18 protein-coding genes are annotated in these 15465 nt (G+C 70.6%); 9 read left to right on the forward strand and 9 right to left on the reverse strand.

The genetic code is table 11. The annotated features are described in order from the left end of the window. Nucleotides 1-100 precede the first annotated feature (100 nt). The 4 genes from E1288_RS03375 (at nucleotide 101) to pafA (ending at nucleotide 3757) form a co-directional block, all read left to right on the forward strand. Nucleotides 101-292: a ubiquitin-like protein Pup gene (locus E1288_RS03375; RefSeq protein WP_010310552.1), complete on the forward strand. Its 192-nt coding sequence runs from the start codon at nucleotides 101-103 to the stop codon at nucleotides 290-292. A gap of 129 nt (nucleotides 293-421) precedes the next feature. Then, nucleotides 422-1255, forward strand: coding sequence for a proteasome subunit beta (gene prcB, locus E1288_RS03380; RefSeq protein ID WP_132480538.1), 834 nt, complete (start codon nucleotides 422-424; stop codon nucleotides 1253-1255). A 74-nt stretch (nucleotides 1256-1329) separates the two neighbouring features. Beyond that, nucleotides 1330-2085, forward strand: coding sequence for a proteasome subunit alpha (gene prcA / locus E1288_RS03385; RefSeq protein ID WP_132480541.1), 756 nt, complete (start codon nucleotides 1330-1332; stop codon nucleotides 2083-2085). A 313-nt stretch (nucleotides 2086-2398) separates the two neighbouring features. Then, a complete protein-coding gene (pafA, locus tag E1288_RS03390; protein WP_132480544.1) occupies nucleotides 2399-3757 on the forward strand; it encodes a Pup--protein ligase in 1359 nt (452 codons plus the stop codon). Between the two features lie 69 nt (nucleotides 3758-3826). Here pafA and E1288_RS03395 read toward each other — a convergent pair whose 3' ends face one another. After that, the gene (locus E1288_RS03395) at nucleotides 3827-4525 is read right to left on the reverse strand and encodes an SDR family oxidoreductase (RefSeq protein ID WP_132480547.1); all 699 of its coding nucleotides are present in this window, start codon (nucleotides 4523-4525) and stop codon (nucleotides 3827-3829) included. A gap of 173 nt (nucleotides 4526-4698) precedes the next feature. Between E1288_RS03395 and E1288_RS03400 the strand changes: the two genes are divergently transcribed. The 4 genes from E1288_RS03400 (at nucleotide 4699) to E1288_RS03415 (ending at nucleotide 8260) form a co-directional block, all read left to right on the forward strand. Further along, complete coding sequence (locus E1288_RS03400) at nucleotides 4699-5130, forward strand: ester cyclase (protein WP_165967965.1); 432 nt, start codon at nucleotides 4699-4701, stop codon at nucleotides 5128-5130. Continuing rightward, entirely contained in the window at nucleotides 5127-6257 is a 1131-nt protein-coding gene (locus tag E1288_RS03405) for an FAD-dependent oxidoreductase (protein ID WP_132480553.1), read from the forward strand. The genes E1288_RS03400 and E1288_RS03405 overlap by 4 nt, the downstream gene beginning before the upstream one ends. 13 nt (nucleotides 6258-6270) lie before the next feature. Next, nucleotides 6271-7599 (forward strand): cytochrome P450, encoded by a 1329-nt coding sequence (locus tag E1288_RS03410; RefSeq protein WP_165967966.1) that lies wholly within the window; start codon nucleotides 6271-6273, stop codon nucleotides 7597-7599. Nucleotides 7600-7678: 79 nt separating this feature from the next. Beyond that, nucleotides 7679-8260 carry a DUF5655 domain-containing protein gene (locus E1288_RS03415; RefSeq protein ID WP_235883311.1) on the forward strand — a complete coding sequence of 194 codons (582 nt, stop codon included), beginning with the start codon at nucleotides 7679-7681 and terminating at the stop codon, nucleotides 8258-8260. Nucleotides 8261-8268: 8 nt separating this feature from the next. On the opposite strand, the gene E1288_RS03420 is transcribed toward E1288_RS03415, so the two are convergent. Further along, on the reverse strand, nucleotides 8269-9069 hold the full coding sequence (locus tag E1288_RS03420) for a helix-turn-helix transcriptional regulator (RefSeq protein WP_165967967.1): 801 nt from the start codon (nucleotides 9067-9069) through the stop codon (nucleotides 8269-8271). A gap of 207 nt (nucleotides 9070-9276) precedes the next feature. Here E1288_RS03420 and E1288_RS03425 point away from each other — a divergent pair, with 207 nt between their 5' ends. After that, the gene (locus E1288_RS03425; protein ID WP_165967968.1) at nucleotides 9277-9639 is read left to right on the forward strand and encodes a VOC family protein; all 363 of its coding nucleotides are present in this window, start codon (nucleotides 9277-9279) and stop codon (nucleotides 9637-9639) included. A 74-nt stretch (nucleotides 9640-9713) separates the two neighbouring features. Here the strand turns inward: E1288_RS03425 and E1288_RS03430 are convergent, their stop codons facing one another. The 7 genes from E1288_RS03430 to E1288_RS03460 all read right to left on the reverse strand — a co-directional run bounded on the left by E1288_RS03430 (nucleotide 9714) and on the right by E1288_RS03460 (nucleotide 15460). Continuing rightward, nucleotides 9714-10991: a cytochrome P450 gene (locus E1288_RS03430; protein WP_132480565.1), complete on the reverse strand. Its 1278-nt coding sequence runs from the start codon at nucleotides 10989-10991 to the stop codon at nucleotides 9714-9716. Nucleotides 10992-11122: 131 nt separating this feature from the next. Beyond that, nucleotides 11123-11923, reverse strand: coding sequence for an ABC transporter permease (locus E1288_RS03435; protein ID WP_132480568.1), 801 nt, complete (start codon nucleotides 11921-11923; stop codon nucleotides 11123-11125). Next, nucleotides 11920-12894 (reverse strand): ATP-binding cassette domain-containing protein, encoded by a 975-nt coding sequence (locus E1288_RS03440; protein WP_132480571.1) that lies wholly within the window; start codon nucleotides 12892-12894, stop codon nucleotides 11920-11922. Before E1288_RS03440 ends, E1288_RS03435 begins: the two co-directional genes overlap by 4 nt. Then, nucleotides 12887-13486: a flavoprotein gene (locus tag E1288_RS03445; protein WP_132480574.1), complete on the reverse strand. Its 600-nt coding sequence runs from the start codon at nucleotides 13484-13486 to the stop codon at nucleotides 12887-12889. The genes E1288_RS03440 and E1288_RS03445 overlap by 8 nt, the downstream gene beginning before the upstream one ends. 103 nt (nucleotides 13487-13589) lie before the next feature. Continuing rightward, the gene (locus E1288_RS03450; RefSeq protein WP_132480577.1) at nucleotides 13590-14057 is read right to left on the reverse strand and encodes an ester cyclase; all 468 of its coding nucleotides are present in this window, start codon (nucleotides 14055-14057) and stop codon (nucleotides 13590-13592) included. A 35-nt stretch (nucleotides 14058-14092) separates the two neighbouring features. After that, nucleotides 14093-14524, reverse strand: coding sequence for an ester cyclase (locus E1288_RS03455; protein WP_132480580.1), 432 nt, complete (start codon nucleotides 14522-14524; stop codon nucleotides 14093-14095). Between the two features lie 93 nt (nucleotides 14525-14617). Beyond that, nucleotides 14618-15460, reverse strand: coding sequence for an SAM-dependent methyltransferase (locus tag E1288_RS03460; protein WP_132480583.1), 843 nt, complete (start codon nucleotides 15458-15460; stop codon nucleotides 14618-14620). Nucleotides 15461-15465 lie beyond the last annotated feature (5 nt).

The following is a 15465-nucleotide window of genomic DNA, read 5'->3' on the forward strand; positions in this document are numbered from 1 at the left end:
CCGGCTGGACGTGGGCGAACGGGTGTCGGATGGGTAGTGTTCACAGCAGGGTGTCCCCACTGCCGGGAGAACATCCGAAAGGCGAGCACCGGGAGGCAAGATGTCCCAGGAAAAGGTTCAGCGGCACGGCGGCGGCGAAGGCGACGAAGAGCAGGGTCCGGAGGCCGCCGGTCAGGAACGTCGCGAAAAGCTCGGCGAGGACGTCGACGCCATCCTGGACGAGATCGACGACGTCCTGGAGGAGAACGCCGAGGACTTCGTCCGCGCCTACGTGCAGAAGGGCGGCCAGTAGCCCGGCGGGCCCGGTCGTGACGTCGACGCCGGGCCGGAAACTCCGGCCCGGCGTTGTCGGCTGCGCGCCGGATCATGACTAAAGTGCTGTTGAAGTCGAAAGCCCTTCGATCGGGAGACGATGTCGCTGATGGATCCGAGCTCGGGCCAGGCCCTGCCCGCCGCCTACCTCACGCCGGGGTCTTACTCGTTCACCGACTTCCTCCGCGCGACCGCGCCCGAACTGCTGCCGGGCGGCCGCAGGGCGCCGGAAGGCACCGTGCAGGCCCCGCACGGCACCACGATCGTCGCGGTGACCTTCCGCGGCGGCGTCCTGCTGGCCGGTGACCGCCGAGCCACCATGGGCAACCTGATCGCCCAGCGGGACATGGAGAAGCTGTTCGTCACCGACGCCTACTCGGCCGTCGGCATCGCGGGCACCGCCGGGGTCGCGCAGGAGCTCGTCAAGCTGTACGCGGTGGAGCTGGAGCACTACGAAAAGCTCGAAGGCGTCTCGCTCTCGTTGGACGGCAAGGCGAACCGGCTGGCCAACATGCTGCGCGGCAACCTCCAGGCCGCGATGCAGGGCCTGGCGGTGGTGCCGCTGTTCGCCGGGTACGACCTCGACGCCGACGACCCCGAGCGGGGCGGCCGGATCGTCTCCTACGACGTCGTCGGCGGCCGGTACGACGAGGTCGGCGGTTACCACGCGGTCGGTTCGGGTTCGCTGTTCGCGAAGTCGGCGCTGAAGAAGCGCTACGACCCGGACGCCGACGCCGACACCGCCGTGCGCGCGGCCGTCGAGGCCCTCTACGACGCGGCGGACGACGACTCCGCCACCGGCGGTCCCGACGTGTCCCGGCGCATCTTCCCGTCGGTCATCACCATCACCGCCGCGGACGGCGCCGTGCGGGTGCCCGAGGAGCGGACGGCCGAGGTCGCCACCGAGGTGATCAACGGCCGGTTGGAGAACCCCGGCGGCTGACGCCGCGGCCCGGTGCCGCCGGGCCCCGATCACGCCTGCCCGAGCGAGCAGATTCGAACCAGGAGTGCACAGCCGTGACGATGCCGTTCTACACCTCTCCCGAGCAGTTGATGCGGGAGCGTTCCGAGCTGGCCCGTAAGGGCATCGCGCGGGGCCGCAGCGTGGTGGTGCTGAAGTACGCCGGTGGCGTGCTGTTCGTCGCCGAGAACCCGTCTCCGACGCTGCACAAGGTCTCCGAGATCTATGACCGCATCGGATTCGCGGCGGTGGGCCGCTACAGCGAGTTCGAGGCGCTGCGGGTGGCCGGCGTGCGCATCGCCGACGTCCGCGGGTATTCCTACGACCGCCGCGACGTCACCGGCCGGTCGCTGGCCAACACCTACGCCCAGCACCTCGGCGCGATCTTCACCGAGCAGATCAAGCCGTTCGAGGTGGAGATCTGCGTGGCGGAGGTCGGTTTCACCGCCGAGACGGACCAGCTGTACCGGTTGACCTACGACGGGTCCATCGTGGACGAGCCGCAGTACGTCGTGATGGGCGGCCAGGCCGAGGCGATCGCGAGCACGCTGAAGGATTCGTTCAGCGACGGCCTGGAACTGGCCGACGCGACGAAGCTCGCGGTCGAGGCGCTGTCCTCGAGCGGGGACAGCACCCGAGAGCTGGGCATGGGCCAGCTCGAGGTGGCGGTGCTCGACCGCGCCCGGCCGCACCGCACCTTCCGCCGCATCCAGGGCGCGGCGCTGACGGCGCTGCTCCCGGCGAAGGAGCCGGAGTCCGAAGCGGAATCCGCGGACGGCGATTCCGAGGACGAGACCAAGAAGGACAAGTAGTCCTCTCGGCCACGGGTGGAGGGCATCTTCCGGCGAGGAGGTGCCCTCCACCGCTGTCCGGGCTCCCCGGACGGCCGCCCGCCGCTCGTGCCGGGCCCGGATCCGGTTGGCGGCCACAAGATGCTGTGGTTTCTGGTGCCGTTGAGCACCTCTGGTGCGATGCGGGTCGGCTTGGCGGCCGCCGCGCGCCGGGCTGCGCCGGGCCGGCCCGTGGGCGTGATGACGCGGTGCAACCGGTCCCGCGTGAGAAACGCACTACCGGTGCCCGAACGGCGGACCGCCGAGAAGCCCTGTTTGCGCCTAGTGTGGAAGCATGCAGCGGCGGATCTTCGGCATCGAAACCGAGTTCGGGGTCACCTGCACGTTCCACGGGCAGCGGCGACTGTCCCCGGACGAGGTGGCCAGGTACCTGTTCCGGCGGGTCGTGTCGTGGGGAAGGTCGTCGAACGTCTTCCTCCGCAACGGGGCCCGGCTCTACCTCGACGTGGGCTCGCATCCGGAGTACGCCACGGCGGAATGCGACGACCTCGTCCAGCTCGTCACCCACGACAAGGCGGGCGAGCGGATCCTGGAGGACCTGCTCATCGACGCCGAACGCCGGTTGTCCGACGAGGGCATCGGCGGGGACATCTTCCTGTTCAAGAACAACACCGACTCGGCGGGCAACTCCTACGGCTGCCACGAGAACTACCTGGTCGGCCGGTCCGGGGAGTTCTCCCGGATCGCCGACGTGCTGCTGCCGTTCCTGGTGACCCGCCAGCTCATCTGCGGCGCCGGGAAGGTGCTGCAGACCCCGCGCGGCGCGGTGTACTGCCTGTCGCAGCGCGCCGAGCACATCTGGGAGGGCGTCTCCAGCGCGACGACCCGCTCGCGGCCGATCATCAACACCCGCGACGAGCCGCACGCCGACGCCGAGCGGTACCGGCGGCTGCACGTCATCGTCGGCGACTCCAACATGTCCGAGGTGACCACGCTGCTCAAGGTGGGCTCGGCGAACCTGGTGCTGGAGATGGTCGAGCAGGGCGTGCAGTTCCGGGACTTCAGCCTGGACAACCCGATCCGCGCGATCCGGGAGATCAGCCACGACCTCACCGGGCGGCGCACGGTGCGGCTGGCCGGCGGCCGGGAGGCGTCCGCGCTGGACATCCAGCGGGAGTACTACGGCCGGGCGGTCGACCACGTGGCGCGGCGCGGTTCGGACCCGATGACCGAGCGGATCCTGGAGTTGTGGGGCCGGACGCTGGACGCGATCGAGCAGCAGGACTTCTCGCTGATCGACCGGGAGATCGACTGGGCGATCAAGCACCGGCTGCTGGAGCGGTACCGCAACAAGCACGGCCTGGAGCTGTCCAGTCCGCGCATCGCCCAGCTCGACCTCGCCTACCACGACATCCGCCAGGGTCGCGGGCTGTTCGACATGCTGCAGCGCAAGGACCTGGTGGACCGGGCGACCGAGGACGGCGAGATCGAGGCGGCCAAGGACACGCCGCCGCAGAGCACGCGGGCGAAGCTGCGCGGTGACTTCATCGCCGCCGCGCAGGCCGCGGGCCGGGACTTCACGGTGGACTGGGTGCACCTGAAGCTCAACGACCAGGCGCAGCGGACCGTCCTGTGCAAGGACCCGTTCCGGGCGGTCGACGAGCGGGTGGAGCGCCTGATCAGTTCGCTGTGACCGGCGCTTCCGGACGAAGGCGCCCCGCACCGAGCAGCTCGGTGCGGGGCGCCTCTTCTGCGGCGGGGCTCAGCGGTACGGGTCCTGGCCGACCGGGCGGATGACCACTTCGTTGACGTCGACGCCAGGGGGCTGGCGGAGGGCGTAGAGGACGGCATTGGCGATGTCCTCCGCGCGGAGCTTCGGGACGTCCTGGGTGGACGCGGTCATCTCGGTCTCGACCATGCCCGGCTGGACGAGGGTGACCCGGACGCCGGTGCCCACGCATTCGGCGCGGATGTTCTGCGCCAGGCCCGTGACCGCCCACTTGGTCGCGGAGTAGAGGTTCCCGGGGCGGATGCCGCGGCCGGCGTTCGAGCCGGTCAGCAGCAGGTGGCCGCTCGTCCGGGTGAGCGCCGGTAGCGCCGCGCGGGCGGTGATGGCGGCGCCGTAGACGTTCGTCAGGACCATGTCGCGCCACTGCTCGGGGTCCGCGCCGCCGTTGCCCAGGAACGACGTCTCCATGCTCAGCCCGGCGTTGGCGAACGCCGCGTCCAGGCGCCCGAAATGGTCCTCGACGCGTTGCACGGCGGCGGAGAGCGCGGGCCAGTCGGCGATGTCGCAGGGCAGGGCGAGCGCGTCGTCGCCCAGCTCGTCGACCAGCGGGGCCAGGGAGTCCGCGGAGCGGGCGAGCAGGGCGAGGCGGTAACCGGCCGCTGCGGCGGCGCGGGCGGTGGCCGCGCCGATGCCGCGCGACGCGCCGGTGATCAACATGACGGGTTCGGCCATGCCGCCACCCTACGCTCGGTGAACAACTTTCATGTCTGCGAATGCTTCAGTGTCGATCGAAATCAACCTTCGGGTCGATCGGGCAAGGCGCGAGAAGAACGCCACCACCGCGTCGCCATATCGTCGAGCACGAGTTCTCCCACGTCGCCGGTTCCACCGCACGGAGGTGCCCGATGGTCGAAGAGGACAACGAGCGGATGTTCCGCCGGTTCGTCGCCGCGATGAACCGGGGCGACCAGGAGGAGGTGCTCCGGGTCTGGTCGCCCGAGATGGTCCACCACGGCCGGTTCGGCACCTACGGCCGCGACGAGGTCGCCGAGCTGATGGGCGGATTCCGCGCCGCGTTCCCGGACCTCGCCTTCGAGATCGAGGAGCTCGCCGCCGACGGCGACCGGCTGTTCGTGCGGATGACCGCGACCTGCACGCACCAGCACGACTTCCAGGGCGTCCGGGCCACCGGCCGGCGGGTCCGGGTGCAGGTGATGGGCCAGGTCCGGATCGTCGACGGCAAGATCGTCGAGCACTACAACGTGATGGACGAGCTGCACTTCCTCAACCAGCTCGGACTGGTGCCGGACGACCTGCTCACCACGATCCTGGCATGACCGGCCGACCACAGGTCGCCGTCATCGGCGCCGGGCCCGCCGGGCTGGCGACCACGATCGCGCTGCGCCGGGCGGGCCTGGAGGCCGTCGCGTACGAGCGGGTCGAAGCGCTCCGCCGCCACGGCAACGGCCTGACGCTGTGGCCGAACGGATTCGCCGCCCTGGACGCCTTCGGCGCCGGCTACGCGGTGCGCGGACGGGCCCATCCGGCGGCTGGGATGGCGATGCGCGCGGCGGATGGCCGGACGCTCTACGAGGTCTCCGAGCAGGCGATGAAATCCGTCGGCGGCAACGGTATGGCGGTGCACCGCACCGAGCTGCTGGCCGCGCTTCGCGGGCTGCTCGATCCCGAAGCGGTGCGGTTCGGGGCGCGCTGCGTCGGGGTGCGCGACGCCGGCGAGCACGCCGTGGCGGAGTTCGCCGATGGCAGCGAGGTGCGGGCGGACCTGGTGGTGGGAGCCGACGGTATTCGGTCCGTCGTGCGGGAATCCGCCGGGCTGGGGCGGCGGTTGCGGCACTGCGGGGTCGTCGTCTGGCGGGCCACCATCCCGTTCGGGCTCCCGGAAACGCCCGGCCTGCTCTCGATGGGCGGGGCGGACGCGTTCGGCATCTGGAAGCTCGCCGAAGACCGGGTGTACTGGTTCGCCTCCGCGCCCTTCGCCGATGCGCGGCAGGGCGGTGCGGATTGGCTGCTGCGGCGGTTCGGGGACTGGCACGAGCCGATCCCGGAGCTGCTGCGGGCCACCGATCCGGCGCAGGTGGTGGCTACCGAGATCTTCGATTGCCGCCCGTTGCGCGCCTGGAGCCGCGGCCGGGTCGCGCTGGTCGGCGACGCTGCGCACCCGAGCATGCCGAACATGGGCCAGGGCACCTCGCAGGCGTTCGAGGACGCCGCGGTGCTCGCGGCCCGCCTGGCCGCGACGCCGAGCGTGCCCGAAGCGTTGCGGGCGTACGAGCGGCAGCGGCGGGGGCGCGCGAACGCGGCGACGTCGCAGGCCCGGATGCTGGCGCGGATAGGTGGCTGGCCGGGGCCGGTGGCCGGGCGGCTGCGGGAATGGATGCTCAGCCACGCGCCGCAGCGCGCCCAGCTCCGGCAACTGCGGCAGATGTTCGAGTTCCGGATCTGATCAGGAGGTCGTCGTGTCCACTGCCGCCGTCGAACCGGCGCTCCCGCCCGAAGTGCGCGGACTGCCGCTGCTCGGCAGTTTCCTCGAGTGGCGCAAGGACCAGCACGCGACGTTCATGCGGGCCTACCGGGAGCACGGGCCGATCTTCACGATCCGGCTCGGGCCGATGAAGGGGGTCATGCTGATCGGGCCCGAGCACCACGAGTTCTTCTTCCGGGAGGTGGACCGGAAGCTCTCGGTGCCGGAGATCTACCGGTTCACCGTCCCGATGTTCGGCGATCTGCTGATGGCGGCGACCGACACCGAGCGGCGGCGCCGGCACGTGTCGATGCTGCAGTCGGCGTTCCAGGGCGGCCGGCTCGCCGCGTACACCGAGGTGATGGCCGAGGAGACCGAGCGGTGGCTGACCGGTTTGGGGCGGTCGGGCGAATTCGAGCTGTGGGACACCTTCGAGCCGCTGGTGATGCGCATCGCCGCCGGCGCGCTGCTCGGCCCGGAGATCCGGGCGCGGATCGACGAGTTCCGGCCGCTGCTGGTGGACCTGGCCCGGGGCATGGAGTTCATCCTGCCGCCGAACCTGCCGTTGCCCCGCTTCCGCCGCCGGGACCGGGCGCGGCGGCGGCTCGGCGAGATGCTGCGGCCGGTCCTCGCCGAGCGGGCCCGTGCGGGCGGCTACGACGACTTCCTGCAGTCGCTGGTCGACGACGCGGCACTGCGGGCCGAAGGGCCGGACGTGCAGGTCGGGATGGCGATGGCGACGTTGTTCACCGGCTACCTCACCACCGCCGCGCAGGCCTGCTGGACGCTGGTGCAGTTGCTGCAGCACCCGGCGCAGCTGGATGCGGTGGTCGCGGAGATCGATGCGGACCGCGGTGGTGCCGCTGCGGGGTGCCCGCATGCGGGAGCGCGGCTGCCCCGGTTGGAGCGCGCGTTCAAGGAGTCGCTGCGGATGCGGCCGGTGATGAGCCACTATGCGCGCACGACAGCGGTGGAGTACGAGATCGGCGGCTACCGGGTGCCCGAGGGATGGCTGACCATGCTGTGCCCGAGCGTCGCGCACCGGTTGCCGGAGGTGTTCGCCGATCCCGAGCGCTACGACCCGGACCGGTTCGGCCCGGAACGCGCCGAGGACAAGCGGAATCCGCACGCGTTGATCGGTTTCAGCGGCGGGTTCTACCGGTGCCCGGGGCAGGCGTTCGGCACGAACGAGACCAAGGTGCTGCTGAGCGGGCTGCTGGCGCGCTACCGGCTGGACATGTCGGTGCCGGATCCGCGGCCGGACGTCGACCTGGGCGTCACCCGTCCGGGTTCGCCGTGCCGGATCCGCTACGAGCGCCGCTAGGCTCCGCAATCTGGGCGAACTCCGGCTCGCGCGGATCTGGCACCGTGGGGAGTCCGCGTCGAGGAAGGGTGAGCACGGCATGGCGCAACGCGACGGGATGAACCTGGTCGGCTGGCAGTCGATGATGGATCACGCGGCCGGCTTGCTGGAGCAGCGCACCGGTGCGGGGCTGGCGGAGTGGAAGGAGCGGGTCGCGGCGTCCGGGACGACGTCGGAACCGCGGTTGCGGGCGTGGCTGGGAGAGCAGGGCGTCGGGGGCTATTCGCAGGACCTGCTGGTGTACGAGACCTACGGCTACCCCGAGTTCATGCGGACCGATCCGGCGGAGCTCATCGACGAGCAGTTCGCCGACCGGCAGGCGCTGCGGCCGGTGTTCGACGAGCTGCTGGAAGCCGTGGTGGACCTCGGCGTGGTCACGATCCAGGCCCGCAAGACCTACGTGTCGCTGGTGTCGCCGAAGCGGACGTTCGCGATCGTCAAACCCAGCACCAAATCCAGGCTCGACATCGGGTTGCACTTACCGGGCAGGCAGCCCGCCGGGCGGTTGCTGCCGGCGAAGAGCCTGCCGAAGGGCAACGTGCGCATCGCGCTGACCGCCGAGTCGGGAGTGGACGACGAGGTGGTCGCCCTGCTGCGGGAGTGCTACGAGGCCAATTCCTGACGCGCGCGTCAGCCCAGCAGCGGCAGGGCCAGCACGACCGGTGGGTCCGTGGGGCGCGGGCGGCGCAGCCGCAGGTGGCAGGCCCGCCCGCCGGGCACCGTCATGGAGCCCACGGCGACCACCCGGCAGTCGTGCCGGTGGTCCAGCGATTCCGCGATGCGGACGTCCGGGTCGAAGCAGACCGCGAGGACGTGGTACTCGCCGTCGCGGGGGCGGCGCAGCCGCACCGGCCCCGGGGTGGGCCGGACCGCGCAGCTGACCGGAGCGCCCTGCGGGATCCCGTGGTGGAACAGGCCGACGAACAGGATGCCGTCGTCGGCGCCGTCGACGACGACGGGCACCGCGTCGTGGCCGGACGGCGCGGCCGGGGCCCGGGCCGCGAGCGCGGCCAGCGGCCGGTCGCCGAACTCGATGGCCATGGCGCGGAACTGGCGCGGTGACAGGCCCACCAGGCGGGCGAACTGGGTGGTGAAGGTGCTCAGGCTCGAATAGCCGACCCGGGCGGCGATGTCGGTGACCCGCAACGGGGAGCGGATCAGCAGGCGCTGCGCCTCGGCGATCCGCAGCGCAGCCAGGAACCGGCCCGGCGTGGCGGCCGTGACGTTGCGGAACACCCGGTGGAAGTGGAACGGGCTGAACAGCCCGGCGCGCGCGTGGTCGGCCAGGTACTGGGGATCGGCGAGGTTCTCGCGCATCTGCTGCACGGCCCGCTCCACCGCGGTGTGCCAGCTGGTGGCGGCCGACGTCGGCTCGGTCTGGGCGAGTTCGGCCCGGCCCGTCCCGATGGCGTCGTCGATCCTCCTGGTCACCCCACGTCCTTCCCAGGTCCGCGCTACCGCGCCGCCCAGGATACGCCGGGCGCGGGGGGCTCCGGTGTCTCGGCCGCGATTCGCGGTGGGCATTGGCAACTTGGGAGAAGGGCGCGTTCGGGTGGCTCGAATAGGTTGGAAATGCCGATGAATGGTCGTTGTTCGCCGTCAGGTGGGAGGAAAACCGTGCTCGCAGGGCTGGCCAGCGTGACGATTTTCGTAACCGATCAGGACAAAGCCGTCGACTTCTACACGAACAAGCTCGGTCTGGAACTCCGGCGCGACGACGCGTTCGGGCCCATCCGCTGGGTCGAGGTCGGAGTGGCGGGCGGAGGCACGTCCATCGTGCTGTTCCCGCAGGACAATCCGCTGTACCAGGAAGATCTGATGCGCGAGTTCACCGGTCTGCAGTTCGTCACCCGCGACATCAAGGCGACGTACGAGGATTTGAGCGCGCGGGGTGTTCCGTTCACCCAGCCGCCGATGCAGTTGCCGTTCGGGTGGACCGCGGTGTTCACCGATGAGGACAAGAACCAGTTCTCGCTGTTGCAGGTGGACGCTCCGGAGTGAGCCCATTTCCGCCGGCGGGGGCACGGATCGCGATCCGTGCCCCCGCATTCGGCCGCAGGCGCGGCGATGAGCGCTCAATCCTGTGGCGACCACACCGCCGGTAGGCTCTGCACACAACGGATCATCGGCGCTGGCAGGTGGTATTCGGCCTGGAAGCCGTCCTGCAGCCGCAGATCCGGGATGCGTTGCAGCAGCTCTTCGAGCCCGATGCGGATCGCGGTTCGCGACCAGCCGGCACCGACGCAGTAGTGGATGCCGCGGCCGTGCGCGACGTGCCGGGCGCCCGTGGTGCTCACGCCGCGGCGCTGGATGCGGAACTCATCGGGTTCCGGGAAGTCCTTCGGGTCCCGGTTGGCCGCCACGTAGGAGACCAGCACCGTGGAGCCCTTCGGGATCTTCGTGCCGCCCAGCTCGACGTCCGCGGCGGCTTCCCGGGACAGCCACTGCACCGGGCCGTCCAGCCGCAGCCCTTCTTCGACGGCGTGCTCCACCGCGGTCGGGTCGGCGAGCAGGTCCTCCCAGAGTTCGCGCCGTTCGAGCAGCAGGTTGAGGATGTTCGCCAGGCCCTCGGTGGTGTTGCCGTAGCCGGCGCCGTAAAGCTCCATCAGGCCCCACACCAGCTCCGGCATGGTCAGCGCTTCGCCGTCCTCGGTCCTGGCGTGCACCAGGGCGGAGGCGAGATCGTCCCGGGGGTTGCTGCGGCGCTCCTCGAACAGGTCCTCCAGATACCGTTGGTAGGTCACGATTTCGGCGGCCGCGGACCGCTGGTCCTCCAGCGGGTGCCCGGGGATGAAGACCTTCACCCAGAGCTTGTCCCAGTGCTTGATGCGTTCGTGGTCCTCGCGCGGGACGCCCATGAAGTCCAGGATCGCCGTGTTCATCAGCCGGTCCGAGTAGTCCTCGACCAGTTCGGCGGAACCGCGCGGCGCGAGTTCTTCGACGAGTTCCCGGGCGGCTTCCCGGATCCGGGGTTCCCAGCGGGCGATGCGGCCGGGTGTCCACGCGGACTGGATGAGCGAGCGCAGCCGGGTGTGCCCGGGCTGGTCGGATTCGTAGAGCGTGGTGGCCTTCGGCAGGCCGCGGGCGAGTTCGGCCTGGACCTCGGGCGGGTCTTCGGGACCGGTCTTGTTGCCGGAGGGGAACAGCTCCGGGTGCTCCAGCACGAAGGCCAGGTCTTCGTAGGTGGTCACCACGAAGACCTGGCTCGCGTCGTCGCTGACCATCCACATGTCCGATGACATGGAGCTGAGGAAAACGGGGCAGCTGCGCCGCATTCGGTGGTAGAAGGAATGCGGGTCGGTGACCATTTCGGCGGCGAACGGATCGAATTCGACGGCATCGTGGGCGGTCATGGCGCTCCCTGCGTTCGGCGGATGCGGAACTGCCGTCGTTCGGCACGACGGTCATCGGGGGAAAGGGACCAGTGACCGCGACACTACCGAGCGGGTGCGGGTGTTTTCTTCTCACGAATTGCGGTGCGTCCTCATTCCGGGGGCCGGGCGGTGGTGCGCCGGAAGCGGCGCGCGGTGAGCCAGCCCAGGACCGCGATGATGCCGACCAGCCAAGCCGCGCTGTACCACGGCGAAGCGCCGGCGGGCTGTCCGGCCAGCCAGGCGCGCAGCGCGTCGCCGGTGTGCGAAGCCGGGTTGTGCTCGGCGAAGATCCGCAGCCAGGACGGCATGGATTCCGGCGTGGCGTAAAGGGAACTGATGAACCCGAGCGGCCCGGACACGGCGGTGCCGATCATCTGCGCGGCCTCGCCGCCGCGCGTCACGACCGCGAGGAACGCGGCGATCCAGGCCATCGCGAACCCGTAGAGCAGGAGCAGGGCGAGCGCGGCGACAGCCCGCCCGAAACCCAGTGCGGTGAGGTCGATGCCGGTGATCGCGCCGAGCAGCACCAGTACCACGATCCCGATGATGTTGCGCGCGCCGTCCGCTGCGGTGCGCCCGGTGAGCACGGCCGACGGGCTGGTCGGCAGGGCGCGGAACCGATCGGTGATCCCGCTGCGCAGGTCCGCCGAGACGGCCGCGATCACCGCGGGCATCGTGCTGAAGGTGATCGTGGCGACCAGCAGGCCCGGGAACAGGTAGGTCGGGTAGTCCTGGCCGGGTGGCCGCATCATGCCGCCGAGCACGTAGCCGAAGAAGACGAAGAAGATGACCGGCATCGCGGTCATCGTGAAGATGGTGTCCGGTGTGCGGAAGGTGCGGCGCACGCTGCGGCCGGTCAGCAGCAAGGTGTCCAGCCACCACCAGGTGAGCTCGCGGACGGCCGGGGTCACGGGGTGCGTCCTTTCGTCGGTGCGGCAGTGGTTCCGGCGCCGGTGACGGCGAGGAAGACGTCGTCGAGGGTGGGCTGGCGGAACACCAGTTCGGCGACCGCGATTCCGTTCTCCTGCAGTGCGGCCAGCAAAGCCGGGATCACCGCGTCGTCGTCGGCGCGGACGGGCACCACGAGGGTGCCGGTGTGCTCATCGGGCTGCGGGCTGCCTTGCACTGCCTGCGCGGGCAGCGCGTGCACGGCGGCCGGCAGCGCGGTGGGATCGGTCAGCCGCAGTTCGACGCGCGGTCCACCGAGTTCGGCCTTCAGCTCGGCGGGGGTGCCGGAGGTGATGGCGCGGCCTCGGTCGAGCACCACGATCCGGTCGCTGAGCCGGTCGGCTTCCTCCAGGTACTGGGTGGTCAGCAGGATGGTCGTGCCGTCGGCGACGAGTTCGTCGATGACCGTCCACAGTGCACGGCGGGACGGCAGGTCCAGGCCGGTGGTCGGTTCGTCCAGGAACAGCACGCGGGGCCGGCCGATGATGCTGGCAGCCAGGTCGAGGCGGCGTTGCATTCCGCCGGAATAGGTCCGCACCTGCCGGTCGGCGACGTCGGCGAGGCCGAGCCGGTCGAGCAGTTCCCGGGCCCGGCGGCGGGTTTCGCGGCGGCCGAGCCGCCCGAGCCGTCCGATCAGCTCCAGGTTCTCGAGCCCGGTCAGCATGCCGTCCACGGCGGCGAACTGGCCGGTCAGGCCGATCAGCTGGCGGACCTGGCGGGCCTGGCCGACCACGTCCAGCCCGCAGATGCTGGCCTGCCCGGAATCCGGTTCGAGCAGCGTGGCCAGCACCCGCACCGCGGTGGTCTTGCCCGCCCCGTTGGGGCCGAGCAGGCCCAGCACCGACCCCTCGGCGGCCGCCAGGTCCAGGCCGTCCAGCGATTTCACGTCGCCGAAGCTCTTGCGCAGCTCTTCGGCGCGAAGCGCATCAGGCACCGGTCGCGATTCCTCCTCGTTCCTTCGCCGCGGTGACGACGTCGATGAGCTGGTCGAGGATGTGCTCCAGCGGCGGCATCACGCCCAGCGCCGGGCGGCGGTCGGCGAGCTGGACGCCGATAGCGGGGTCGATCACCGAGTAGCCGAGTTCCCGGGCCTGCGCCACGTTGCGCTGCACCGCCCTGCTGCGCCACATCGCCTCGTTCATCGCCGGCACCAGGACCACCGGCGCGGTGCTGGCGACCATCGCGGTGGACACCAGATCGTCGCAGATGCCGTGCGCGGCCTTCGCGATCGCGTTCGCGGTGGCCGGCATGACCAGCATCAGGTCGATGCCGTCGGTCAGGTCCAGGTGCGGGATGGGCGCGTCGTCGCGGGCCCGGTGCGTCTCGGTGTGCACCCAGCCGCCCGCGAACAGCCGCATCGTGTAGGGCGGCAGGAACCGGCACGCCGATCGGGACATCATCACGCGCAGTTCCCGAACCAGCGACTGCCGCATCAGCAGCACCGTCTGCGGCATCGTCAGCAGCGCCGGTGAACCGGTCACCGCCAGCAGCATCCGGTCGCACAGCAGCGCGGTGTTCGTGGCCATCCTCGACTCCTACCCCGGTCGCGGCACGGGTTCGCGCGGGCGCGGCGTTGCCGCCACCGCCCGCGCGAACCACCCTCGGACTTCGAACAACCCTCTCTCCCCGTCAGCACATGACCGCGGGGATGAAGCCGATCTCCTCCCAGGTCCGGGCGTCCGCGTAGACGTCCCAGAACCGCTCCAGGATCACCATCGCGCCGTGCTGGTCGCGGCCCACCGTGGCGATGTCGACGCTCTCCCAGGCGATCGGGCGGTTGGTCGGCGGCTTGTTCAGGTAGGAGCCGGTGTGCGTGCCGGTGCCGACGATGCGCGACACCACCCGGTCGCCGTCGACGCGCATGTCGCGGATCTCGAACCGCAGGTCCGGGAGCACCCCGCGCAGCAGCCGGAACAGCACCCGCACGCCCTCCGGGCGGTAGTTCGAAATCCGCCCGTGGTGCACCGAATCCGCGGCCAGGCGGTCCATCGCGGCCGGGAGGTCGTCGGCGTTGACCGCGGCGATGAACTCGCGGACCGGGGCGGTCAGCTCCTCGACGGCCGGTTTCTCGTTGCTCGCTAACAGGATCTGTGACATCTCGTGACTCCCGTCCGATGTTGTTCACCCGGTTCTCAGGACATCTGCGCCAGGAACGGTTCCGGCAGCGCGCCGATCTGGGCGAGCAGGTGGAGTTCGTCCAGGACGCCGCGGTGTTCGATGAACCGGCCGTCGCGCACCCGGGCGATGTTGATGGAGTAGAAGCTCACCTGCTTGCCCGTGTCGACCAGGCCGAGGTAGTCGCCGCGGTGGGTGCCCTCGTAGTGGATGAGCGTGCAGACCCGGTCGCCCTCGGCAACCATCTCCACGATGTTCCAGCGCAGGTCGGGAAAGGCCTTCAGGGTCAGGTCGTAGACGAACGCGACGCCTTCCTTCGGGTAGTCCGAAAGCCGCGCGTGGTGCACCAGGTCCTGGTGGAAGAAGTCCATGATCCGGTCCAGGTCGTGGCTGTTGCAGGCGTCGAAGAAAGCGCGCGCGACGCGCTTGGTCTGCTCGGTCGTGTCCACGTCGGCTCACCTCGGTCGCTGGCGGGCGGGTGGTGGTTCCATCGTGCGCGGCGGCGGGACCGGTGGGCTTCTCCGACCTTGCCGCATGCGGCCTCAGGTGGCTGCCGGTCGCAGCGCGGTCATCACCAGGTAGTTCGGTTCGCCGGTGGCGATGCAGTTCCGGCACACCGCTTCCAGCGCCGCGATGGCCTCGGCGCCGTAGTCGCCCGCCAGCTCCGCCTCCTTCTCCCGCAGCAGCTTCACCATCTCCGGGTAGTGCCGGGAGACCTGCTCGCTGAGGTCGGCAATCTCGACCGCATACAGGCCCGCGTCGCGCACCATGTCCGCGAGGCTCGCGATCGTGGGGAACGGGCTGTTGAGCGTCATCCGGCGGAACATCTCGTTCATCTCCAGCCGATCACCGGTGAACGGGAACCGCTCGTAGAAGTCGGTCAGGACCAGGCGGCCCCCGGGCTTGAGCACGCGTGCGATCTGCTGGACGGCCGCCTGCCGGTCGGCCATGTGCACGAACGACTCGACGACCCATGCGGCGTCGAAAGTGCCTGGGGGGAAGGGGAGTTCGGCCATCGCGTCGGCCTGGGTGAAGCGGACCCGGTCGGCCAGGCCGGCTTCGTCGGCGCGCCGGCGGGACTCCGCGATCATCGCCGAGCTGGCGTCGATGCCGTCGACCGCGGCGCCGGTCGCCCCGGCCAGCCGCAGCGCCGGGCCGCCGAGGCCGCTGCCGACGTCGAGCACGCGGTCGGCCGGGCCGACCGGCAGGCGTTCGATCAGCGCGTCGGTCAGGGCATCGGAGGCCTGCCGCAGGTCGCTGGCGTCCTGCGCGGAACTCCAGTAGCCGCTGTGCGAGTTGTGCCCGGCCGTTCGGCTGATCAGCGGGATCGACTGGTCGTAGAAAGCGGTCACGTCCTCTTGCGTCGGCACGAACCGAGCGGTCATCTGCG

The sequence above is a fragment of the Saccharopolyspora elongata genome, from assembly GCF_004348985.1.
Taxonomy (GTDB): domain Bacteria; phylum Actinomycetota; class Actinomycetes; order Mycobacteriales; family Pseudonocardiaceae; genus Saccharopolyspora; species Saccharopolyspora elongata.

Excerpts from the sequence above, each read along its gene's own strand:
- E1288_RS03375 (WP_010310552.1), top strand. The coding sequence starts at position 101 with ATGTCCCAGGAAAAGGTTCAGCGGCACGGCGGCGGCGAAGGCGACGAA.
- prcB (WP_132480538.1), top strand. The coding sequence starts at position 422 with ATGGATCCGAGCTCGGGCCAGGCCCTGCCCGCCGCCTACCTCACGCCG.
- pafA (WP_132480544.1), top strand. The coding sequence starts at position 2,399 with ATGCAGCGGCGGATCTTCGGCATCGAAACCGAGTTCGGGGTCACCTGC.
- E1288_RS03395 (WP_132480547.1), bottom strand. The coding sequence starts at position 4,525 with ATGGCCGAACCCGTCATGTTGATCACCGGCGCGTCGCGCGGCATCGGC.
- E1288_RS03400 (WP_165967965.1), top strand. The coding sequence starts at position 4,699 with ATGGTCGAAGAGGACAACGAGCGGATGTTCCGCCGGTTCGTCGCCGCG.
- E1288_RS03405 (WP_132480553.1), top strand. The coding sequence starts at position 5,127 with ATGACCGGCCGACCACAGGTCGCCGTCATCGGCGCCGGGCCCGCCGGG.
- E1288_RS03415 (WP_235883311.1), top strand. The coding sequence starts at position 7,679 with ATGGCGCAACGCGACGGGATGAACCTGGTCGGCTGGCAGTCGATGATG.
- E1288_RS03430 (WP_132480565.1), bottom strand. The coding sequence starts at position 10,991 with ATGACCGCCCACGATGCCGTCGAATTCGATCCGTTCGCCGCCGAAATG.
- E1288_RS03445 (WP_132480574.1), bottom strand. The coding sequence starts at position 13,486 with ATGGCCACGAACACCGCGCTGCTGTGCGACCGGATGCTGCTGGCGGTG.
- E1288_RS03450 (WP_132480577.1), bottom strand. The coding sequence starts at position 14,057 with ATGTCACAGATCCTGTTAGCGAGCAACGAGAAACCGGCCGTCGAGGAG.
- E1288_RS03460 (WP_132480583.1), bottom strand. The coding sequence starts at position 15,460 with ATGACCGCTCGGTTCGTGCCGACGCAAGAGGACGTGACCGCTTTCTAC.